The 14,912-nt window shown below is 66.1% G+C and carries 16 protein-coding genes and 1 other RNA gene; 12 read left to right on the forward strand and 5 right to left on the reverse strand.

The features are described from left to right. Positions 1-10 precede the first annotated feature (10 nt). The 6 genes from cyoA (at position 11) to DN824_RS01955 (ending at position 5,323) form a co-directional block, all read left to right on the forward strand. Positions 11-922, forward strand: a complete 912-nt coding sequence (cyoA, locus tag DN824_RS01930; RefSeq protein WP_138406705.1) for a ubiquinol oxidase subunit II — start codon at positions 11-13, stop codon at positions 920-922. 48 nt (positions 923-970) lie between these two features. Next, positions 971-2,944, forward strand: coding sequence for a cytochrome o ubiquinol oxidase subunit I (gene cyoB, locus DN824_RS01935; protein ID WP_138406706.1), 1,974 nt, complete (start codon positions 971-973; stop codon positions 2,942-2,944). A gap of 4 nt (positions 2,945-2,948) precedes the next feature. Beyond that, positions 2,949-3,563 carry a cytochrome o ubiquinol oxidase subunit III gene (gene cyoC, locus DN824_RS01940; RefSeq protein WP_138406707.1) on the forward strand — a complete coding sequence of 205 codons (615 nt, stop codon included), beginning with the start codon at positions 2,949-2,951 and terminating at the stop codon, positions 3,561-3,563. After that, complete coding sequence (gene cyoD, locus DN824_RS01945) at positions 3,560-3,892, forward strand: cytochrome o ubiquinol oxidase subunit IV (protein WP_138406708.1); 333 nt, start codon at positions 3,560-3,562, stop codon at positions 3,890-3,892. Before cyoC ends, cyoD begins: the two co-directional genes overlap by 4 nt. Positions 3,893-3,894: 2 nt before the next feature. Beyond that, a complete protein-coding gene (gene cyoE / locus DN824_RS01950; protein ID WP_138406762.1) occupies positions 3,895-4,794 on the forward strand; it encodes a heme o synthase in 900 nt (299 codons plus the stop codon). Between the two features lie 124 nt (positions 4,795-4,918). After that, positions 4,919-5,323 carry a flagellar basal body-associated protein FliL gene (locus tag DN824_RS01955; protein ID WP_138406709.1) on the forward strand — a complete coding sequence of 135 codons (405 nt, stop codon included), beginning with the start codon at positions 4,919-4,921 and terminating at the stop codon, positions 5,321-5,323. A gap of 19 nt (positions 5,324-5,342) precedes the next feature. On the opposite strand, the gene DN824_RS01960 is transcribed toward DN824_RS01955, so the two are convergent. The 5 genes from DN824_RS01960 to DN824_RS01980 form a co-directional block, all read right to left on the reverse strand. Continuing rightward, positions 5,343-5,792, reverse strand: coding sequence for an EVE domain-containing protein (locus DN824_RS01960; protein WP_138406710.1), 450 nt, complete (start codon positions 5,790-5,792; stop codon positions 5,343-5,345). Positions 5,793-6,144: 352 nt separating this feature from the next. After that, positions 6,145-6,753: a 5-formyltetrahydrofolate cyclo-ligase gene (locus DN824_RS01965; protein ID WP_138406711.1), complete on the reverse strand. Its 609-nt coding sequence runs from the start codon at positions 6,751-6,753 to the stop codon at positions 6,145-6,147. 3 nt (positions 6,754-6,756) lie between these two features. After that, positions 6,757-6,935: non-coding RNA, 6S RNA (ssrS, locus tag DN824_RS01970), on the reverse strand. A gap of 33 nt (positions 6,936-6,968) precedes the next feature. After that, the gene (locus DN824_RS01975; RefSeq protein ID WP_138406712.1) at positions 6,969-7,283 is read right to left on the reverse strand and encodes a cell division protein ZapA; all 315 of its coding nucleotides are present in this window, start codon (positions 7,281-7,283) and stop codon (positions 6,969-6,971) included. Beyond that, positions 7,280-7,489: a TIGR02449 family protein gene (locus tag DN824_RS01980; protein WP_138406713.1), complete on the reverse strand. Its 210-nt coding sequence runs from the start codon at positions 7,487-7,489 to the stop codon at positions 7,280-7,282. The genes DN824_RS01975 and DN824_RS01980 overlap by 4 nt, the downstream gene beginning before the upstream one ends. A gap of 133 nt (positions 7,490-7,622) precedes the next feature. Between DN824_RS01980 and DN824_RS01985 the strand changes: the two genes are divergently transcribed. From DN824_RS01985 to DN824_RS02010, 6 genes are all read left to right on the forward strand, one after another. Continuing rightward, on the forward strand, positions 7,623-8,177 hold the full coding sequence (locus DN824_RS01985; RefSeq protein WP_138406714.1) for a YecA/YgfB family protein: 555 nt from the start codon (positions 7,623-7,625) through the stop codon (positions 8,175-8,177). A 14-nt stretch (positions 8,178-8,191) separates the two neighbouring features. After that, entirely contained in the window at positions 8,192-9,526 is a 1,335-nt protein-coding gene (gene pepP / locus DN824_RS01990) for a Xaa-Pro aminopeptidase (RefSeq protein ID WP_138406715.1), read from the forward strand. Continuing rightward, on the forward strand, positions 9,527-10,702 hold the full coding sequence (gene ubiH, locus DN824_RS01995; RefSeq protein WP_138406716.1) for a 2-octaprenyl-6-methoxyphenyl hydroxylase: 1,176 nt from the start codon (positions 9,527-9,529) through the stop codon (positions 10,700-10,702). A gap of 55 nt (positions 10,703-10,757) precedes the next feature. Then, positions 10,758-11,978 (forward strand): 2-octaprenyl-3-methyl-6-methoxy-1,4-benzoquinol hydroxylase, encoded by a 1,221-nt coding sequence (locus tag DN824_RS02000; RefSeq protein WP_138406717.1) that lies wholly within the window; start codon positions 10,758-10,760, stop codon positions 11,976-11,978. A 108-nt stretch (positions 11,979-12,086) separates the two neighbouring features. Beyond that, entirely contained in the window at positions 12,087-13,088 is a 1,002-nt protein-coding gene (locus tag DN824_RS02005; RefSeq protein WP_138406718.1) for an extracellular solute-binding protein, read from the forward strand. An 85-nt stretch (positions 13,089-13,173) separates the two neighbouring features. Then, a complete protein-coding gene (locus tag DN824_RS02010; protein ID WP_138406719.1) occupies positions 13,174-14,790 on the forward strand; it encodes an ABC transporter permease in 1,617 nt (538 codons plus the stop codon). Positions 14,791-14,912 lie beyond the last annotated feature (122 nt).

The following is a 14,912-nucleotide window of genomic DNA, read 5'->3' on the forward strand; positions in this document are numbered from 1 at the left end:
GAGGCCGAGAATGAGCAACAAGCGATACCCGAGATTTCTGAGCGTCCTGCCGTTTCTGACCATGCTGCTGCTCGGCGGGTGTGACATGGTCCTGTTCAATCCCAAGGGGCAGGTGGGGCTGGATGAGCGGAACCTGATCATCGCCGCGACGCTGCTGATGCTGATCGTGGTGATCCCGGTATTCATCATGACCGCCGTGTTCGCCTGGAAATACCGCGCCAGCAACACCCAGGCGAACTACCAGCCCAATTGGGCGCATTCGGTCCGCATCGAGGCCGTGGTCTGGGGCGTTCCGGCGCTGATCATCATCGCCCTCGGCATCCTCACCTGGAAAAGCACCCACGCCCTGGACCCCTACAAGCCGCTCGAGTCGGACGTGCCGCCGGTGACCGTCCAGGTCATCGCCATGGACTGGAAGTGGCTGTTCATCTACCCGGAGCTCGGCGTGGCATCGGTCAACGAGCTGGCGATTCCCGACAACACGCCCATCAACTTCCGCATCACCTCGGACGGGGCGATGACTTCGTTCTTCATCCCGGCGCTCGGCGGGCAGATCTACGCGATGGCCGGCATGCAGACGCAGCTGCACCTGATCGCCAACGAGATCGGCGAGTACCGCGGATTCGCCGCCAACTACAACGGCGAAGGCTTTTCCAAGATGGGTTTCGCCGCCCGGGCCATGAGTCCCGCCGACTTCCAGGCCTGGGTCGCACAGGTGCGTGGCGACTCGGCACGGCTGGCCTCGATGGCCGACTACGAGGTGCTGGCCAAGCCCAGCATCGAGCATCCCGTCCAGCATTTCGCTTCGGTGCAGCCGGGCCTGTTCCAGCACGTGGTGGACAAGTACGAGGGCATGAACAGGGGCGCACCCGCCCACGGAAAGATGGATGACATGCCCGACATGACCATGGATAGCCATTGAGCCGAGGCAGACACAGATGCATTCGAATGAAGGCAGAGGAAATTGAGCATGTTCGGTAAGTTGACCCTTGATGCCATCCCGTGGCACGAGCCCATCATCATGTACACGCTGGCCGTCGTCGGGGTCATCGGGGTTGCCGTTCTCGCCCTGATCACCCGTGCCAAGGGCTGGGGACCGCTGTGGCGTGACTGGCTGACCTCGGTGGACCACAAGAAGATCGGCGTGATGTACATCGTCGTGGCGCTGATCATGCTGCTGCGTGGCTTCTCCGACGCGATCATGATGCGCACCCAGCAGGCGATGGCCGCCGCCGGTTCGGCCGGCTACCTGCCGCCGGAACACTACGACCAGATCTTCACCGCCCACGGCGTGATCATGATCTTCTTCATGGCCATGCCCTTCATGATCGGCCTGATGAACATCGTCGTGCCGCTGCAGATCGGTGCCCGCGACGTCGCGTTCCCCTTCCTCAACTCGCTGAGCTTCTGGCTGTTCGTGGTCGGCGCGGTGCTGGTGAACATCTCGCTCGGCGTCGGCGAATTCGCCCGCACCGGCTGGGTGGCGTATCCGCCGCTGTCGGAGCTCGGCTACAGCCCGGGCGTGGGGATGGACTACTACATCTGGTCGTTGCAGATATCGGGTATCGGGACGCTGCTGACGGGCCTGAACTTCTTCGTGACCATCCTCAAGATGCGCACCAGGGGCATGGACCTGATGAAGATGCCGATCTTCACCTGGACCTGCTTCTGCACCGCGATCCTGATCCTCGCCGCCTTCCCGATCCTGACCGCGACCCTCGGCCTGCTGACCCTGGATCGCTACCTGGACATGCATTTCTTCACCAATGAGCTGGGCGGCAACCCGATGATGTACGTCAACCTCATCTGGGCCTGGGGCCATCCTGAGGTGTACATCCTGATCCTGCCGGCGTTCGGCATCTTCTCCGAAGTGACCTCGACCTTCGCCCGCAAGCGGTTGTTCGGCTACGCCTCGCTGGTGTGGGCGACCATCGCGATCACGGTGCTGTCGTTCGTGGTGTGGGTGCATCACTTCTTCACCATGGGCGCCGGGGCGAACGTCAACGCCTTCTTCGGCATCATGACGATGATCATCGCGGTACCGACGGGGGTGAAGATCTTCACCTGGCTGTTCACCATGTTCCGCGGGCGGATCGTGTTCGAGACGCCGATCATGTGGACCATCGGCTTCATCATCACCTTCACCATCGGGGGCATGACCGGTGTGCTGCTGGCCGTACCCGGTGCCGACTTCCTGCTGCACAACAGCCTGTTCCTGATCGCGCACTTCCATAACGTGATCATCGGCGGCGCGGTGTTCGGCTACCTGGCGGGGCTGACGTACTGGTTCCCCAAAGCGTTCGGTTACCGCCTGCACAACCGCCTCGGACAGGTTGCCTTCTGGTGCTGGCTGGTGGGCTTCTTCTTCGCCTTCGTTCCGTCCTATTTCCTGGGCTTCATGGGCATGACCCGGCGCCTGAGCAGTTTCGACGTGCCCGAGTGGCGGCCTTTCCTGATGCTGGAACTGGTGGGCGTGGCCCTGATCCTGATCGGTGTCTGCGCCCAGGCGGCGCAACTCGTGGTGAGCTACCGCAACCGCGAGACGCTGCGCGATGTGACGGGCGACCCCTGGAATGGCCGCACCCTGGAATGGTCGACCTCCTCGCCGCCGCCGTTCTACAACTTCGCCGAACAGCCCGAGGTGGACGACCTGGACGCCTACTGGGGCATGAAGGAGCGCGGGGTCAGCACGGCCATACGCAGCGACTACAAGAAGATCCACATGCCGCGCAATACCAGCGCAGGCCTGGTCCTCGCCGGCTTCAGCCTGGTGATCGGCTTCGCCCTGGTCTGGCACATCTGGTGGATGGCCATCGCCGGCCTGGTGGGCTCGGTGGTCGCTTTCATCATCCGCAGCAACGACGACGACATCGATTATTACGTGCCGGCCGAAGAGGTGGCGCGGATCGAGAGCGCACGACTCGAATCACTGGCGAAGGCTTGACGATATGCAACATGTACTTCATGCAACAGAGCACGCCGCCGAGGAGCACGGTCCGGAGCATGTCGGCTCGGTGACGGTGTTCGGCTTCTGGATCTACCTGATGACCGACTGCATCCTGTTCGCGACCCTCTTCGCGACCTATGCGGTCCTGGTCGACAGCGTGGCGGGCGGCCCGTCCGGCGCCGAGATCTTCGAGCTGCCCTACGTGCTGGTGGAAACCTTCTGCCTGCTGTTTTCCAGCATCACCTATGGCTTCGCCATGCTGGCGATGCACCGGGGCGACAAGCAGAAGCTGCTGGGCTGGCTGGGGGCCACCTTCCTGCTGGGCCTGGCATTCATCGGGCTCGAGATCAACGAGTTCCACAAGCTGATCAGCGAGGGCTACGGCCCCAACCGCAGCGCATTCCTCTCCGGCTTCTTCACCCTGGTCGGCACCCACGGGCTGCACGTGATCAGCGGGCTGCTGTGGATGGCCGTGCTGATGTTCCAGGTGCGCGCCAGGGGGCTGACCGAGACCAACCAGACCCGCCTGCGTTGCCTGAGCCTGTTCTGGCACTTCCTCGACGTGGTGTGGATCTGCGTGTTTACCGTCGTTTACCTGATGGGAGTTCTGCGATGAGCAACACCTTCACGGACGCCACCGGCGCCGATCACGGCACCGCGGGTTCCTACCTCCTCGGCTTCGTGCTGTCGGTCATCCTCACCGTCATACCCTTTGCGCTGGTGATGTTCCCCACCTTCTCCCAGAGCACCACGCTCTGGCTGGTGGTTGGCTTCGCGGTAGCCCAGGTGCTGGTGCACCTGGTGTTCTTCCTGCACATGAACGGCTCTTCGGAGCAGCGCTGGAACCTGGTGGCGCTGGGCTTCTCGGCGCTGATCATCTTTCTGCTGGTGTTCCTGTCGCTGTGGATCATGTTCAGCGTTCACCACTACATGCTGGCGCACTGATGATGAAGCCGCGCGATGCGCTGGGGCATTTCTTACAGGTCACCAAGCCGGGGATCATCTTCGGCAACGCGATCTCGGTGGCGGGGGGGTACCTCCTCGCCGCGCGGGGGGCTGTCGACCTCTGGCTGCTGCTGGTGACGCTGGTCGGCACCGCCCTGGTGGTGGCTTCCGGCTGCGCTTTCAACAACTACATCGACCGCGACATCGATGTGATGATGGAGCGCACCCGCAACCGCGTGCTGGTGCAGGGGCTGCTGCCGGGCCGGGTGGTGCTGGCTTACGCCACGGTGCTGGGGCTGGCCGGCGTGTCCCTGCTGTATCGGGGGGCGAGCCCGCTGTCCGCGCTGTTCGCGGTGCTCGGCTTCGTCATCTACGTGGGCTTCTACAGCCTGTACCTCAAGCGCAGGTCGGTGCATGGCACGCTGGTCGGCAGCATCTCCGGCGCCATGCCGCCGGTGATCGGCTACTGCGCGGCGAGCGGCTCGTTCGACCTGGCCGCGCTGACGTTGCTGGTCATCTTCAGCCTCTGGCAGGTGCCGCACTCCTATGCGATCGCGATCTTTCGCTACAAGGATTACCTGGCGGCATCGATCCCCGTGTTGCCGGTGGAGCGGGGCATCGCGGTGGCCAAGCGGCATATCCTTCTTTATATCCTGGCGTTCCTGCTCGCCACGCTGATGCTCGCGTTCTGGGGCTATGCGGGCGTCAGCTATCTGGTGGTCGCGGCCGCGATGGGTTCCTACTGGCTGTACCTGGCCTGGACCGGTTACCAGGCGATGGACGATCGGCTGTGGGCGCGCAAGCTGTTCTTCTTCTCCATCTATATCATCACCGCCCTGAGCCTGATGATGGCGGTGGACGTCCAGCGCACGGGCCAGATGCTGCTCAGCTACGTCGGTTGAAGAAGGGCGGCTCAAGATAGGCCGCCGCTGGCCGATTCATCGGGAACAATCGACGCCGCCTGCGCCCCGGTACTGACGCCGTGCGCAGGGACAGGCAGAATCGCCGTTTTCGAGGAGAAGCCCGATGAAGTCGTTCGCTGCCCTGCTGGCCCTGACGCTGGGGCTGTGCTGCCAGGCCATGGCCAGCTCGGCGCCTGAAGCAACGGTCAACAAGACCCTCTACTACACCCTGACGCCTGCGCTGGTCGGCAACTACGGCAGCGGTGAGCGGCTGAAGTACTACAAGGCCGACGTGGCCCTGCGGGTCGCCAATATCGATGCGGAAAACCGCGTGAAGCATCACGAGCCGCTCATCCGCAATCAGCTGGTCATGCTCTTCTCGCAGCAGACCGACGAAAGCCTGGGGAGCCTGGACGCCAAGGAGACCCTGCGCCAGGAAGCGCTCAAGCAGGTGCAGGACGTGCTGAGCCAGGAAACCGGCCAGCCTCTGGTGGACGATCTGCTGTTCAATAACCTGATCATCCAATGACCGACTGGCCGCGCCCGGTTCAGCGTAGCGCCAGGATCGCGTCCCATTCGTCGGGCGACACCGGCATCACCGAGAGGCGGCTGCCCTTGCGAACCAGTGCGAGGTCCGCGAGGGCCGGCGCGGCCTTCAGTCGCGCCAGCGGCAGCACCATGTCGAAGGCCTCGACGAAGCGTACGTCGACCGCGCTCCAGGGATTCTTGTCGGCGCTGGCCTTGGGGTCGAAGTAGGGGCTCTGGTCGTCGAGGGCGGCAGGGTCGGGGTAGGCGACGCGAAGGATTTCGCCAATCCCCGCCACGCCCGGCTCCGGGCAGCTAGAGTGATAGAAGAAGAAGCGGTCACCCTCGCGCATCTCGCGCAAATAATTGCGCGCCTGGTAGTTGCGCACGCCGTCCCAGCGGGCGTTGCCCTTTTCCTTCAGGTGCTGGATGGAAAATTCGTCAGGTTCCGATTTCATCAACCAATAGGGCATGAAGTTTGCTCCGTGAATTACCGCAGGCAGCCGAATGACGGCAAGGTTAACCGACAACTGGTGTCAGCACCGGTTTGCGGGACGCCCACCCTTCACGGAAAATGCCTCGCTTTCGAAATCGACCGTCGCCGGCACAGAACCAGAAAAGAAGCTTCGACGGATATTCGCCTGACAGGGGGAGGCGAACTTATGAGACGCAAGCCAGATATTTTGTGGGTATTGGTGGTGATTTTTGGCCTCGGTGTGGTCACCACGGGCTACACCCAGAGCCTTTGGGAGCGCCAGAGTGACGCGCCCCCGGTAATCCAGACGCCACGCTGAAGGCCCGTCGCCGGCCGTTCCGGCGACGCACTCAGGTACCGCGGTACCAACCCTGGTCAGTCACCGTCGCCGTCATGGGCACGTCCCAGCTGGCCAGGGGCAGGCGATCCACCTTCTGGCACTCGTGGGCCAGGCCCAGCAGAGTCGGTTTGTGACAATTTTTGCGCAGCCGCCGGTACGCCAGGCTGCGGTCGTAGAAGCCACCGCCCATGCCCAGGCGGCCGCCACGTTCGTCGAAGCCCACCAGGGGCATCATCACCAGATCGAGTGTCCACAGCGGGCGTTGCCTGGCCGGGGCTCGATGGGGCTCGAGGATGCGGAAGCGGTTGCAGCGCAGCCGCTCGCCCGGGGCGATGCGCTGAAACACCATGCGCGTACGCGGCCAGGGATCGAGTACCGGCAGGTAGGTCGCCTTGCCACGGCGCTGTGCTTCGCGCAGCAGCGGACGCGGATCGATCTCGCCGTCGTTGGGCAGGTACAGGGCAATGTGGCGTGCCCGGCGAAACAGCGGATGCTGTGCCAGCTGGCGGTAGAGTCGTAGGGAGGCCTGGCGTTGCTGGGCGGGACTGAGATCGCGCCGTAGCTGGCGCAGGTGACGACGCAGTGCGGGCCTGGAAAGGCTCTCGGCTGCGACGGTCAAGAAAGGCTCCCCAGCATGCCGCTGCCGGCGTAGGCCCTTGAACCCGAAAGTTCAAGGTGGCGACTGCCGAAGACCATCAGGCTTTCCGTCGGGCGGACATGCACACCGGTCAAACGTGCAGCCTCCATGGTTTTGCGTATCGGGAGAGGGTCATCGCCGACTGGCGCACATGCCAGGGAGTTGCCGGCAGTATAACCCAATCCGGGCACCATCCATCAGTTACCCGTGCCGTTCGGATCAGTGGCCAGGGCATTGTCGACCCGCTCGAGCAGCGAGCGTACGTGCTCGCGGGTGTTGCCGGCCTCCTCGTCGAGGCTCTTCTGCTTGTCGAGCAGCTCGTGGGTGATGTTCAGGGCGGCCATCACCGCGATCCGGTCGGCGCCTATGACTTTTCCGCTGTTGCGGATGTCGCGCATCTTGCCGTCGAGGTAGCGGGCGGCACCTTCGAGCTTGCTGCGCTCTTCGGGTGGACAGGCGATGCAGTATTCCTTGTCGAGAATACGCACGTTGACGGTGTTCGGCTGGCTCATGAGTCCTGCTCCAGGGCTTTCAGGCGTGAAATCATCGATTCGACCTTCAACCGCGCCATTTCGTTCTTTTCAATCAGATGAGCGCGCTCTTCGCGCCACGCCTGCTCGCTCGCGCGCAGGGTCTTGTTCTGCGCCGTGAGCTGTTCGATGCGCTGGATCAGCAGCTCCAGCTTGGCGGTTAGCAGATGCAGATCGGCGTCTTCCATGGGATCTCTACGTGGCGACGGATGGGAGATGGGCCGCAGGAGGCGGCGCCCGCGCGTTGGTCTTGGCTCGCACCCCGGTGCTAGGATACGAGGCCTTCATTCTAGTCATTGCGCTCCTATGCGCCTAGCCACCATGTCGATCCCGAATTCCCCCTACGCTGCCTTCTCCGCACTGCTGGCCGGCAGCGCTCAACCCGTTTCTCCCGCCGAACTGCACGGTCACCTGCTGGGCCGCAGCTGCGCCGGCGCCGGCTTCGAGGCCGACGCCTGGCTGTCCTACGCCGCCGAGCTGCTCGGCGGCGAGCCCGAGGACCCGGTCCGCCAGGCCCTCCTGGGCCTGCAGGAAATGGTCAAGGGCGAACTGGCCGGCGAGGACATCGCCCTCGTCCTGCTGCTGCCGAGCGACGAGGCGCCGCTGGCCGAGCGCACCGCCGCCCTCGGTCAGTGGTGCCAGGGCTTCCTGGCCGGTTTCGGCCTGACCCTGGGCGACCGCGCGCTGGGCGCCGAAGCCACCGAGGTGCTGCAGGACCTGGCGGCCATCGCCCAGGTGCAGGGCGGGCTGGAGGAGTCCGAAGACGGCGAGAACGATTACATGGAAGTGATGGAATATCTGCGCGTGGCGCCCCTGCTATTGTTCACCGAGTGCGCCAAGCCGGTCGCTCCGGTGTCCAAACCTTCCCTGCATTAACGAGAAGTTCGCCCATGACCCGCATCCCGAAATCGGAATTCGCCCGCCGCCGCAAAGCCCTGATGGATCAGATGGAGCCCAACAGCATCGCCATCCTTCCGGCCGCGCCGGTGCATCTGCGCAACCGGGATGTCGAGCACGTCTACCGCCAGGACAGCGACTTCCAGTACCTGTCCGGCTTTCCCGAGCCCGAAGCGGTGATCGCGCTGATCCCCGGCCGCGAGCATGGCGAGTACGTGCTGTTCTGCCGCGAGCGGGACCCCGAGCGCGAGCTCTGGGACGGCCTGCGCGCGGGCCAGGACGGCGCGATCCGGGAATACGGCGCGGACGACGCCTTTCCCATCGGCGATATCGACGACATCCTGCCGGGGCTGATCGAAGGGCGCTCGCGGGTCTACTACGCGATCGGCAGCAACCCCGAATTCGATCACCAGCTGATGGAGTGGATAAACACCATCCGCTCCAAGGCGCGCCTCGGCGCCCAGCCGCCGAGCGAGTTCGTCGCCCTCGACCACCTGCTGCACGACATGCGCCTGTACAAGTCGGCCAACGAGGTGAAGGTGATGCGCGCCGCGGCCGAGATCTCCGCGCAGGCCCATGTCCGCGCGATGCAGGCCAGTCGTCCCGGGCTGTTCGAATACCACCTGGAGGCCGAGCTGGATTACGAATTCCGCAAGGGCGGGGCGAGGATGCCGGCATACGGCTCGATCGTCGCGGCCGGGCGCAACGCCTGCATCCTGCATTACCGGGAAAACGACGCGCCGCTCAAGGACGGCGACGTGGTGCTGATCGACGCCGGTTGCGAGATCGACTGCTACGCCAGCGACATCACCCGCACCTTTCCGGTCAATGGCCGGTTCTCCGCCGAACAGAAGGCGATCTACCAGATCGTGCTGGACGCCAACCTGGAAGCCTTCAAGCACATCGCGCCGGGCAAGCACTGGAACGAGGCCCACGAGGCGACGGTCCGGGTCATCACCGCCGGGTTGGTCAGGCTGGGGCTGCTCGAAGGCGAGGTGGACGAGCTGATCGCGGCCGAGGCCTACAAGGCGTTCTACATGCACCGCGCCGGCCACTGGCTGGGCATGGACGTGCATGACGTGGGCGACTACAAGGTCGGCGGCGAATGGCGGGTGCTCGAGCCGGGAATGTGCATGACCGTCGAGCCCGGGATTTACATCGCCGCCGACAACGAAAAGGTCGCCAGGAAGTGGCGGGGTATCGGCGTGCGCATCGAGGACGACGTGGTGGTCACCCGCGACGGCTGCGAGATTCTCACCGGCGGCGTACCCAAGGAAATCGCCGAGATCGAGGCGTTGATGGCCGCCTCCCGCGAACAGGTCGCCTGAATGAACGGGCGCCTGGCGATCATCGGTGGCGGGCTGGTCGGTGCCAGCCTGGCGTTGGCCCTGCAGCAGGGCGCACGGGCACGGGGCTGGCGCATCGAGCTGATCGAGCCGTTCGCCCCCGGCGAGGAATACCAGCCGAGCTACGACGCCCGTTCCACCGCGCTGTCCTACGGCACCCGGTTGATCTACGACCGACTCGGCGTGTGGGACGCCATCGCCGCGCGCGCCGAAGCGATCCTCGACATTCACGTCTCCGACCGGGGGCGCTTCGGCGCGGCCCGCCTGAGCGCGCAGGAGGAGCGGGTCCCGGCGCTGGGCTACGTCGTCGAGAACGCCTGGATCGGCCACTGCCTGTGGCAGGCGCTGGACGATGAGGTCGTGACGCGCCGCTGCCCCGCCGAGGTCGATCGCCTGCAGGCGGTCGAAGGCGGCTACCGCCTGACCCTGACCGATGGCCAGTCCTTCGACTGCGCCCTGACCGTGCTGGCCGATGGCGGCCGCTCCGGCCTGCGCGAGCAGCTGGGGATCGAGGTGCGCCGTACGCCCTACGGGCAGACCGCGCTGATCGCCAACGTGACGCCGGGCAAGCCCCACGGCGGCCAGGCCTTCGAACGTTTCACCGACGACGGGCCGATGGCGCTGCTGCCCCTTCAGGAAAAGCGCTGCGCACTGGTGTGGACGCGTCCCGAGGCGGATGCGGCGCGGCTGGCGGCGCTCGGCGAAGCGGCCTTCCTGGCCGAGCTGCAGGAGGCCTTCGGCTACCGGCTCGGTGCTTTCGCCCAGGTCGGCGCCCGCCATCTCTACCCGCTCTCGCTCGTCGAGGCGGCCGAGCAGGTGCGCGCCGGACTGGTGGTGCTCGGCAACGCGGCGCACAGCCTGCATCCGATCGCCGGGCAGGGCTACAACCTGTCCCTGCGTGATGCCGATGTGCTGGGCACGGCGCTGCTGGAAAGCCCCGCCGCGCTGGGCGACCTGGCCACCCTCCAGGGCTATCTGCAACGGCAGCGCCTGGATCAGAAACTGACCGTCGGGTTTTCCGACCAGGTGACGCGCCTGTTCGGCGACAGCGCGCCGTTGTCGATCATCGGGCGCAACCTCGGCCTGGTCGGGCTCGATCTGCTGCCCGCCGCCAAGCACTGGTTCGCCCGGCAGGCGATGGGTTTCGCCAGCCGATGAGGGGCGCATGCGCTCGCACACTCACGCCGCAGCGACGGCAAGCGGAGGAAACAGGATGCACGCGGACCTGATCATCGTCGGTGCCGGCATGGTCGGCAGCACGCTGGCGCTGGCGCTCGAAGGCACCGGCCTGGATATCGTGGTGGTCGACGGCGGCCCTCTCGAGGTGTCGCCCTTCGACGCCCAGGCGCCCTTCGAGCCCCGCGTCAGCGCGCTTTCGGCGGCGAGCCAGCGAATCCTCGAGCGTGTCGGGGCCTGGTCCGGGATCGCCGCCCGGCGCGCCAGTCCCTACACCGACATGCAGGTCTGGGACGGCTCGGGGACCGGGCAGGTCCATTTTTGCGCCGCATCCGTGCATGCCCCGGTGCTGGGCCACATCGTCGAGAACCGCGTGGTCCAGGATGCGCTGGTCGAGCGCCTGCGCGAGCGGGGCCGCGTCCGGCTGCTCGCCGATGCGCGCCTCGAGCAGCTGCGTCGTTCCGGCGACGAATGGCTGCTGACCCTGGAGGACGGCCAACAGATCCGCACGCCGCTGCTGGTGGCCGCCGATGGCGCCAATTCCGCGGTCCGACGCCTGAGTGGCTGCGAAACCCGCGAGTGGGATTACCTGCACCACGCCATCGTCACCAGCGTGCGGTGCCGAGAGTCCCATCGCCTGACCGCCTGGCAGCGCTTCACCGACGACGGCCCGCTGGCCTTCCTGCCGCTGACCCGGGACGGCGACACGCACGGGTGCTCGATCGTCTGGTCGGTGCCCGAGCGCGAGGCCGAACGGCTCATGGCGCTGGACGACGCGGCCTTCTGCCAGGCGCTCGGGCGCGCCTTCGAGACGCGTTTGGGCGAAGTGGAACACGCCGATCCGCGCCTGTGCATCCCGTTGCGCCAGCGCCATGCCAAGCGCTACGTGCAGCAGGGGCTGGCCCTGATCGGCGATGCCGCGCACACCATCCATCCGCTGGCGGGGCAGGGCGTCAACCTGGGCCTGCTGGACGCCGCGGTCCTGGCCGAGGTGCTGCAGGCGGCGCTGCGCCGCGGCGAACAGCCGGGCGATCTGCGGGTGCTCAGCCGTTTCGAGCGGCGGCGCATGCCGCACAACCTGTCGATGATGGCGGCGATGGAGGGCTTCGAGCGGCTGTTCCAGGCCGACCCGTTGCCGCTGCGCTGGCTGCGCAACAGTGGCCTGAAGCTGGTGGAAACGCTGCCGGGCGCCAAGGCGATGTTCGTTCGCCAGGCGCTGGGCTTGTCCGGCGATCTGCCCGAACTGGCGCGTGCCTGAGCGCCCCGGATACGGCTTGTAACCGCTGTCCGGGACGTTCGCGTTGAGAAGCTAAATAAGATTCACTACTATCTGGCCTCTTGAAAAACGACGCAACGAGGCAGGATCATGCGCGCACGCAAAGGACTACTGGCCATCATGGCCTTGACCGGCCTGGCCGGAATCAGCCAGGCCGCCGACGAAGTGGTGGTCTATTCATCGCGCATCGATGAGCTGATCAAGCCGGTATTCGACGCCTACACCGCCAAGACCGGGGTCACGGTCAAGTTCATCACCGACAAGGAAGCGCCGCTGATGGCGCGGATCAAGGCCGAAGGCGCCAACACGCCGGCCGACCTGCTGCTCACCGTCGATGCCGGCAACCTCTGGCAGGCCGAGCAGATGGGCATTCTCAAGCCGATGAAGTCGGACATCATCGAGCAGAACATTCCCCCGCAGTACCGCGCTTCCAGCGGCGCCTGGACCGGCCTGTCACTGCGTGCCCGGACCATCGTCTATTCGCCCGAGCGGGTCAGCGAAGGCGAGCTGTCCACCTACGAGGCGCTCGCCGACCAGAACTGGGAAGGCCGCCTGTGCCTGCGCACCAGCAAGAAGGTCTACAACCAGTCGCTGACCGCCACCCTGATCGAAACCCACGGCGCCGAGAAGACCGAGCAGATCCTCAAGGGCTGGGTGAACAACCTGGCGACCGACGTCTTCGCCGACGACAACTCGGTGATCCAGGCCGTCGACGCCGGGCAGTGCGACGTCGGTATCGTCAACACTTACTACTATGGGCGCCTGCACAAGCAGAACCCGGGGCTGAAAGCCAGGCTGTTCTGGCCGAACCAGGGCGACCGTGGCGTGCACGTGAACCTCTCCGGCATCGGCCTGACTCAGCACGCCCCGCATCCGGAAGCCGCACAGAAGCTGGTGGAGTGGATGACCAGCGACGAGGCCCAGAGCCTGTTCGCCGGCGTCAACCAGGAGTTTCCGGCCAATCCGAAAGTGGCGCCGTCCGACGAGGTCGCCGCCTGGGGCAGCTTCAAGGCCGACACCATCGCGGTGGAGGTGGCCGGCAAGCGTCAGGCCGAGGCCATCCGCATGATGGACCGGGTGGGCTGGAACTGACGCCCAACCGGTACCGGCAGACCGCCGTTATACTCTCGCGCCCCGGCTGAGCCCGGGGCGTCTTGTATCCGCCAGGAGCTTTTTCTTGTCCTTTCCCGTGCAGCGCCGCTGGTATCCGATCACCTTCGCCGTCGCGTCGCTGGTGCTGCTGCCGCTGAGCATCCTCGCCTTCAGCTGGCACGAGGTGGATCTGGAAATCTGGTCGCACCTGTGGTCCACCCAGATGCCCCGTTTGCTGGGCAACACCCTGACGCTGGTACTGGGGGTGGGGTTCGGGGTGACGCTGCTGGGCGTCAGCCTCGCCTGGCTGACCGCGCTGTGCGAGTTTCCCGGGCGGCGCTGGCTGGACTGGGCGCTGATGCTGCCTTTCGCCGTCCCGGCCTACGTCCTGGCGTTCGTCTTCATCGGCCTGCTGGACTTCTCCGGCCCGGTGCAGACCCTGGCCCGGGAATGGTTCGGCAGCGGCATTCGCTTCCCGCGGGTGCGCTCCACCGGCGGGGTGATCCTGGTGCTGGTGCTGGTCTTCTACCCCTACGTGTACCTGCTCGCCCGTTCGGCCTTCCTGGCCCAGGGCCGGGGGCTGATGGAGGCCGCGCGGGTGCTCGGGCAGTCGCCTTGGCAGGCGTTCTGGCGCGTCGCGCTGCCGATGGCCCGGCCTGCGATCGGCGCCGGGCTGGCGCTGGCGCTGATGGAAACCCTAGCCGACTTCGGCGCGGTCTCGGTGTTCAACTTCGACACCTTCACCACCGCCATCTACAAGACCTGGTACGGCTTCTTCAGCCTCGGCAGCGCCGCCCAGCTCGCCAGCCTGCTGCTGCTGGCGGTGATGCTGGTGCTCTATGGCGAGCGCCGTGCGCGCGGCGCGGCGCGCCCGGCCAGCGAGCGCGCCCGCGCCGGGGCGCTCTATCGGCTGCGCGGGGTGAAGGCGTTCGCCGCGACCTTCTGGTGTGGCCTGGTGTTCGCCTGTGCCTTCGTGATTCCCGTGCTGCAGCTGCTGGCCTGGCTCTGGCAACGCGGTCGCTTCGACCTCGACGAGCGTTACGTCGGCCTGATCGTGCGCAGCCTCTCGCTGGGGACACTGGCCGCGCTGATCACCGTGGCGGTGGCCTTGCTGCTCGCCTTCGCCCGCCGTCAGGCGCCGGTACGCGCGGTGCGCGGCGCGGTCGGGCTGGCGAACCTGGGGTACGCGCTGCCGGGCTCGGTGCTGGCGGTCTCGATCATGCTCGCCTTCAGCTACCTGGACCGCGAACTGGTGGTGCCGCTGTCCGGTTGGCTCGGCGGCGCTGGCAAGCCGATCCTGCTGGGCAGCCTCGGCGCCTTGCTCCTGGCCTACCTGATCCGCTTCATGGCGGTGGCCTTCGGCCCGCTGGAGAGCAGCCTGGCGCGCATCCGGCCGTCCCTGCCGCAGGCCTCGCGCAGTCTCGGGGTGGGCGGGCCGGCGCTGTTCCTGCGGATCTACCTGCCGCTGCTGGTGCCCGGTGCGCTGAGCGCGGCATTGCTGGTGTTCGTCGACGTGCTCAAGGAAATGCCGGCCACCCTGCTGATGCGTCCGTTCGGCTGGGACACGCTGGCGGTGCGGATTTTCGAGATGACCAGCGAGGGTGAATGGGCGCGTGCCTCCCTGCCGGCGCTGACCCTCGTGCTGGTGGGGCTGCTGCCGGTGATCCTGCTGATCCGTCGCTCGGCCAGGCGCATCGGCTGAGCGCCACCCCCTCGGTCGGCATGCCGTGACCTTCCCCGACCTTGCCGCTACAATGCGCGCCATTCGAAGCAGCCCGCCCTCCCGGAGCGGGTCCGAGCACCGAGTCGGTGCGGCTCCAGTGT

The sequence above is a fragment of the Stutzerimonas nosocomialis genome (assembly GCF_005876855.1).
GTDB classification, from domain to species: domain Bacteria; phylum Pseudomonadota; class Gammaproteobacteria; order Pseudomonadales; family Pseudomonadaceae; genus Stutzerimonas; species Stutzerimonas nosocomialis.

Coding starts and splice junctions, on each gene's coding strand:
- cyoA (WP_138406705.1), top strand. CDS start 11: ATGAGCAACAAGCGATACCCGAGATTTCTGAGCGTCCTGCCGTTTCTG.
- cyoB (WP_138406706.1), top strand. CDS start 971: ATGTTCGGTAAGTTGACCCTTGATGCCATCCCGTGGCACGAGCCCATC.
- cyoC (WP_138406707.1), top strand. CDS start 2,949: ATGCAACATGTACTTCATGCAACAGAGCACGCCGCCGAGGAGCACGGT.
- cyoD (WP_138406708.1), top strand. CDS start 3,560: ATGAGCAACACCTTCACGGACGCCACCGGCGCCGATCACGGCACCGCG.
- cyoE (WP_138406762.1), top strand. CDS start 3,895: ATGAAGCCGCGCGATGCGCTGGGGCATTTCTTACAGGTCACCAAGCCG.
- DN824_RS01955 (WP_138406709.1), top strand. CDS start 4,919: ATGAAGTCGTTCGCTGCCCTGCTGGCCCTGACGCTGGGGCTGTGCTGC.
- DN824_RS01960 (WP_138406710.1), bottom strand. CDS start 5,792: ATGCCCTATTGGTTGATGAAATCGGAACCTGACGAATTTTCCATCCAG.
- DN824_RS01975 (WP_138406712.1), bottom strand. CDS start 7,283: ATGAGCCAGCCGAACACCGTCAACGTGCGTATTCTCGACAAGGAATAC.
- DN824_RS01980 (WP_138406713.1), bottom strand. CDS start 7,489: ATGGAAGACGCCGATCTGCATCTGCTAACCGCCAAGCTGGAGCTGCTG.
- DN824_RS01985 (WP_138406714.1), top strand. CDS start 7,623: ATGTCGATCCCGAATTCCCCCTACGCTGCCTTCTCCGCACTGCTGGCC.
- pepP (WP_138406715.1), top strand. CDS start 8,192: ATGACCCGCATCCCGAAATCGGAATTCGCCCGCCGCCGCAAAGCCCTG.
- ubiH (WP_138406716.1), top strand. CDS start 9,527: ATGAACGGGCGCCTGGCGATCATCGGTGGCGGGCTGGTCGGTGCCAGC.
- DN824_RS02000 (WP_138406717.1), top strand. CDS start 10,758: ATGCACGCGGACCTGATCATCGTCGGTGCCGGCATGGTCGGCAGCACG.
- DN824_RS02005 (WP_138406718.1), top strand. CDS start 12,087: ATGCGCGCACGCAAAGGACTACTGGCCATCATGGCCTTGACCGGCCTG.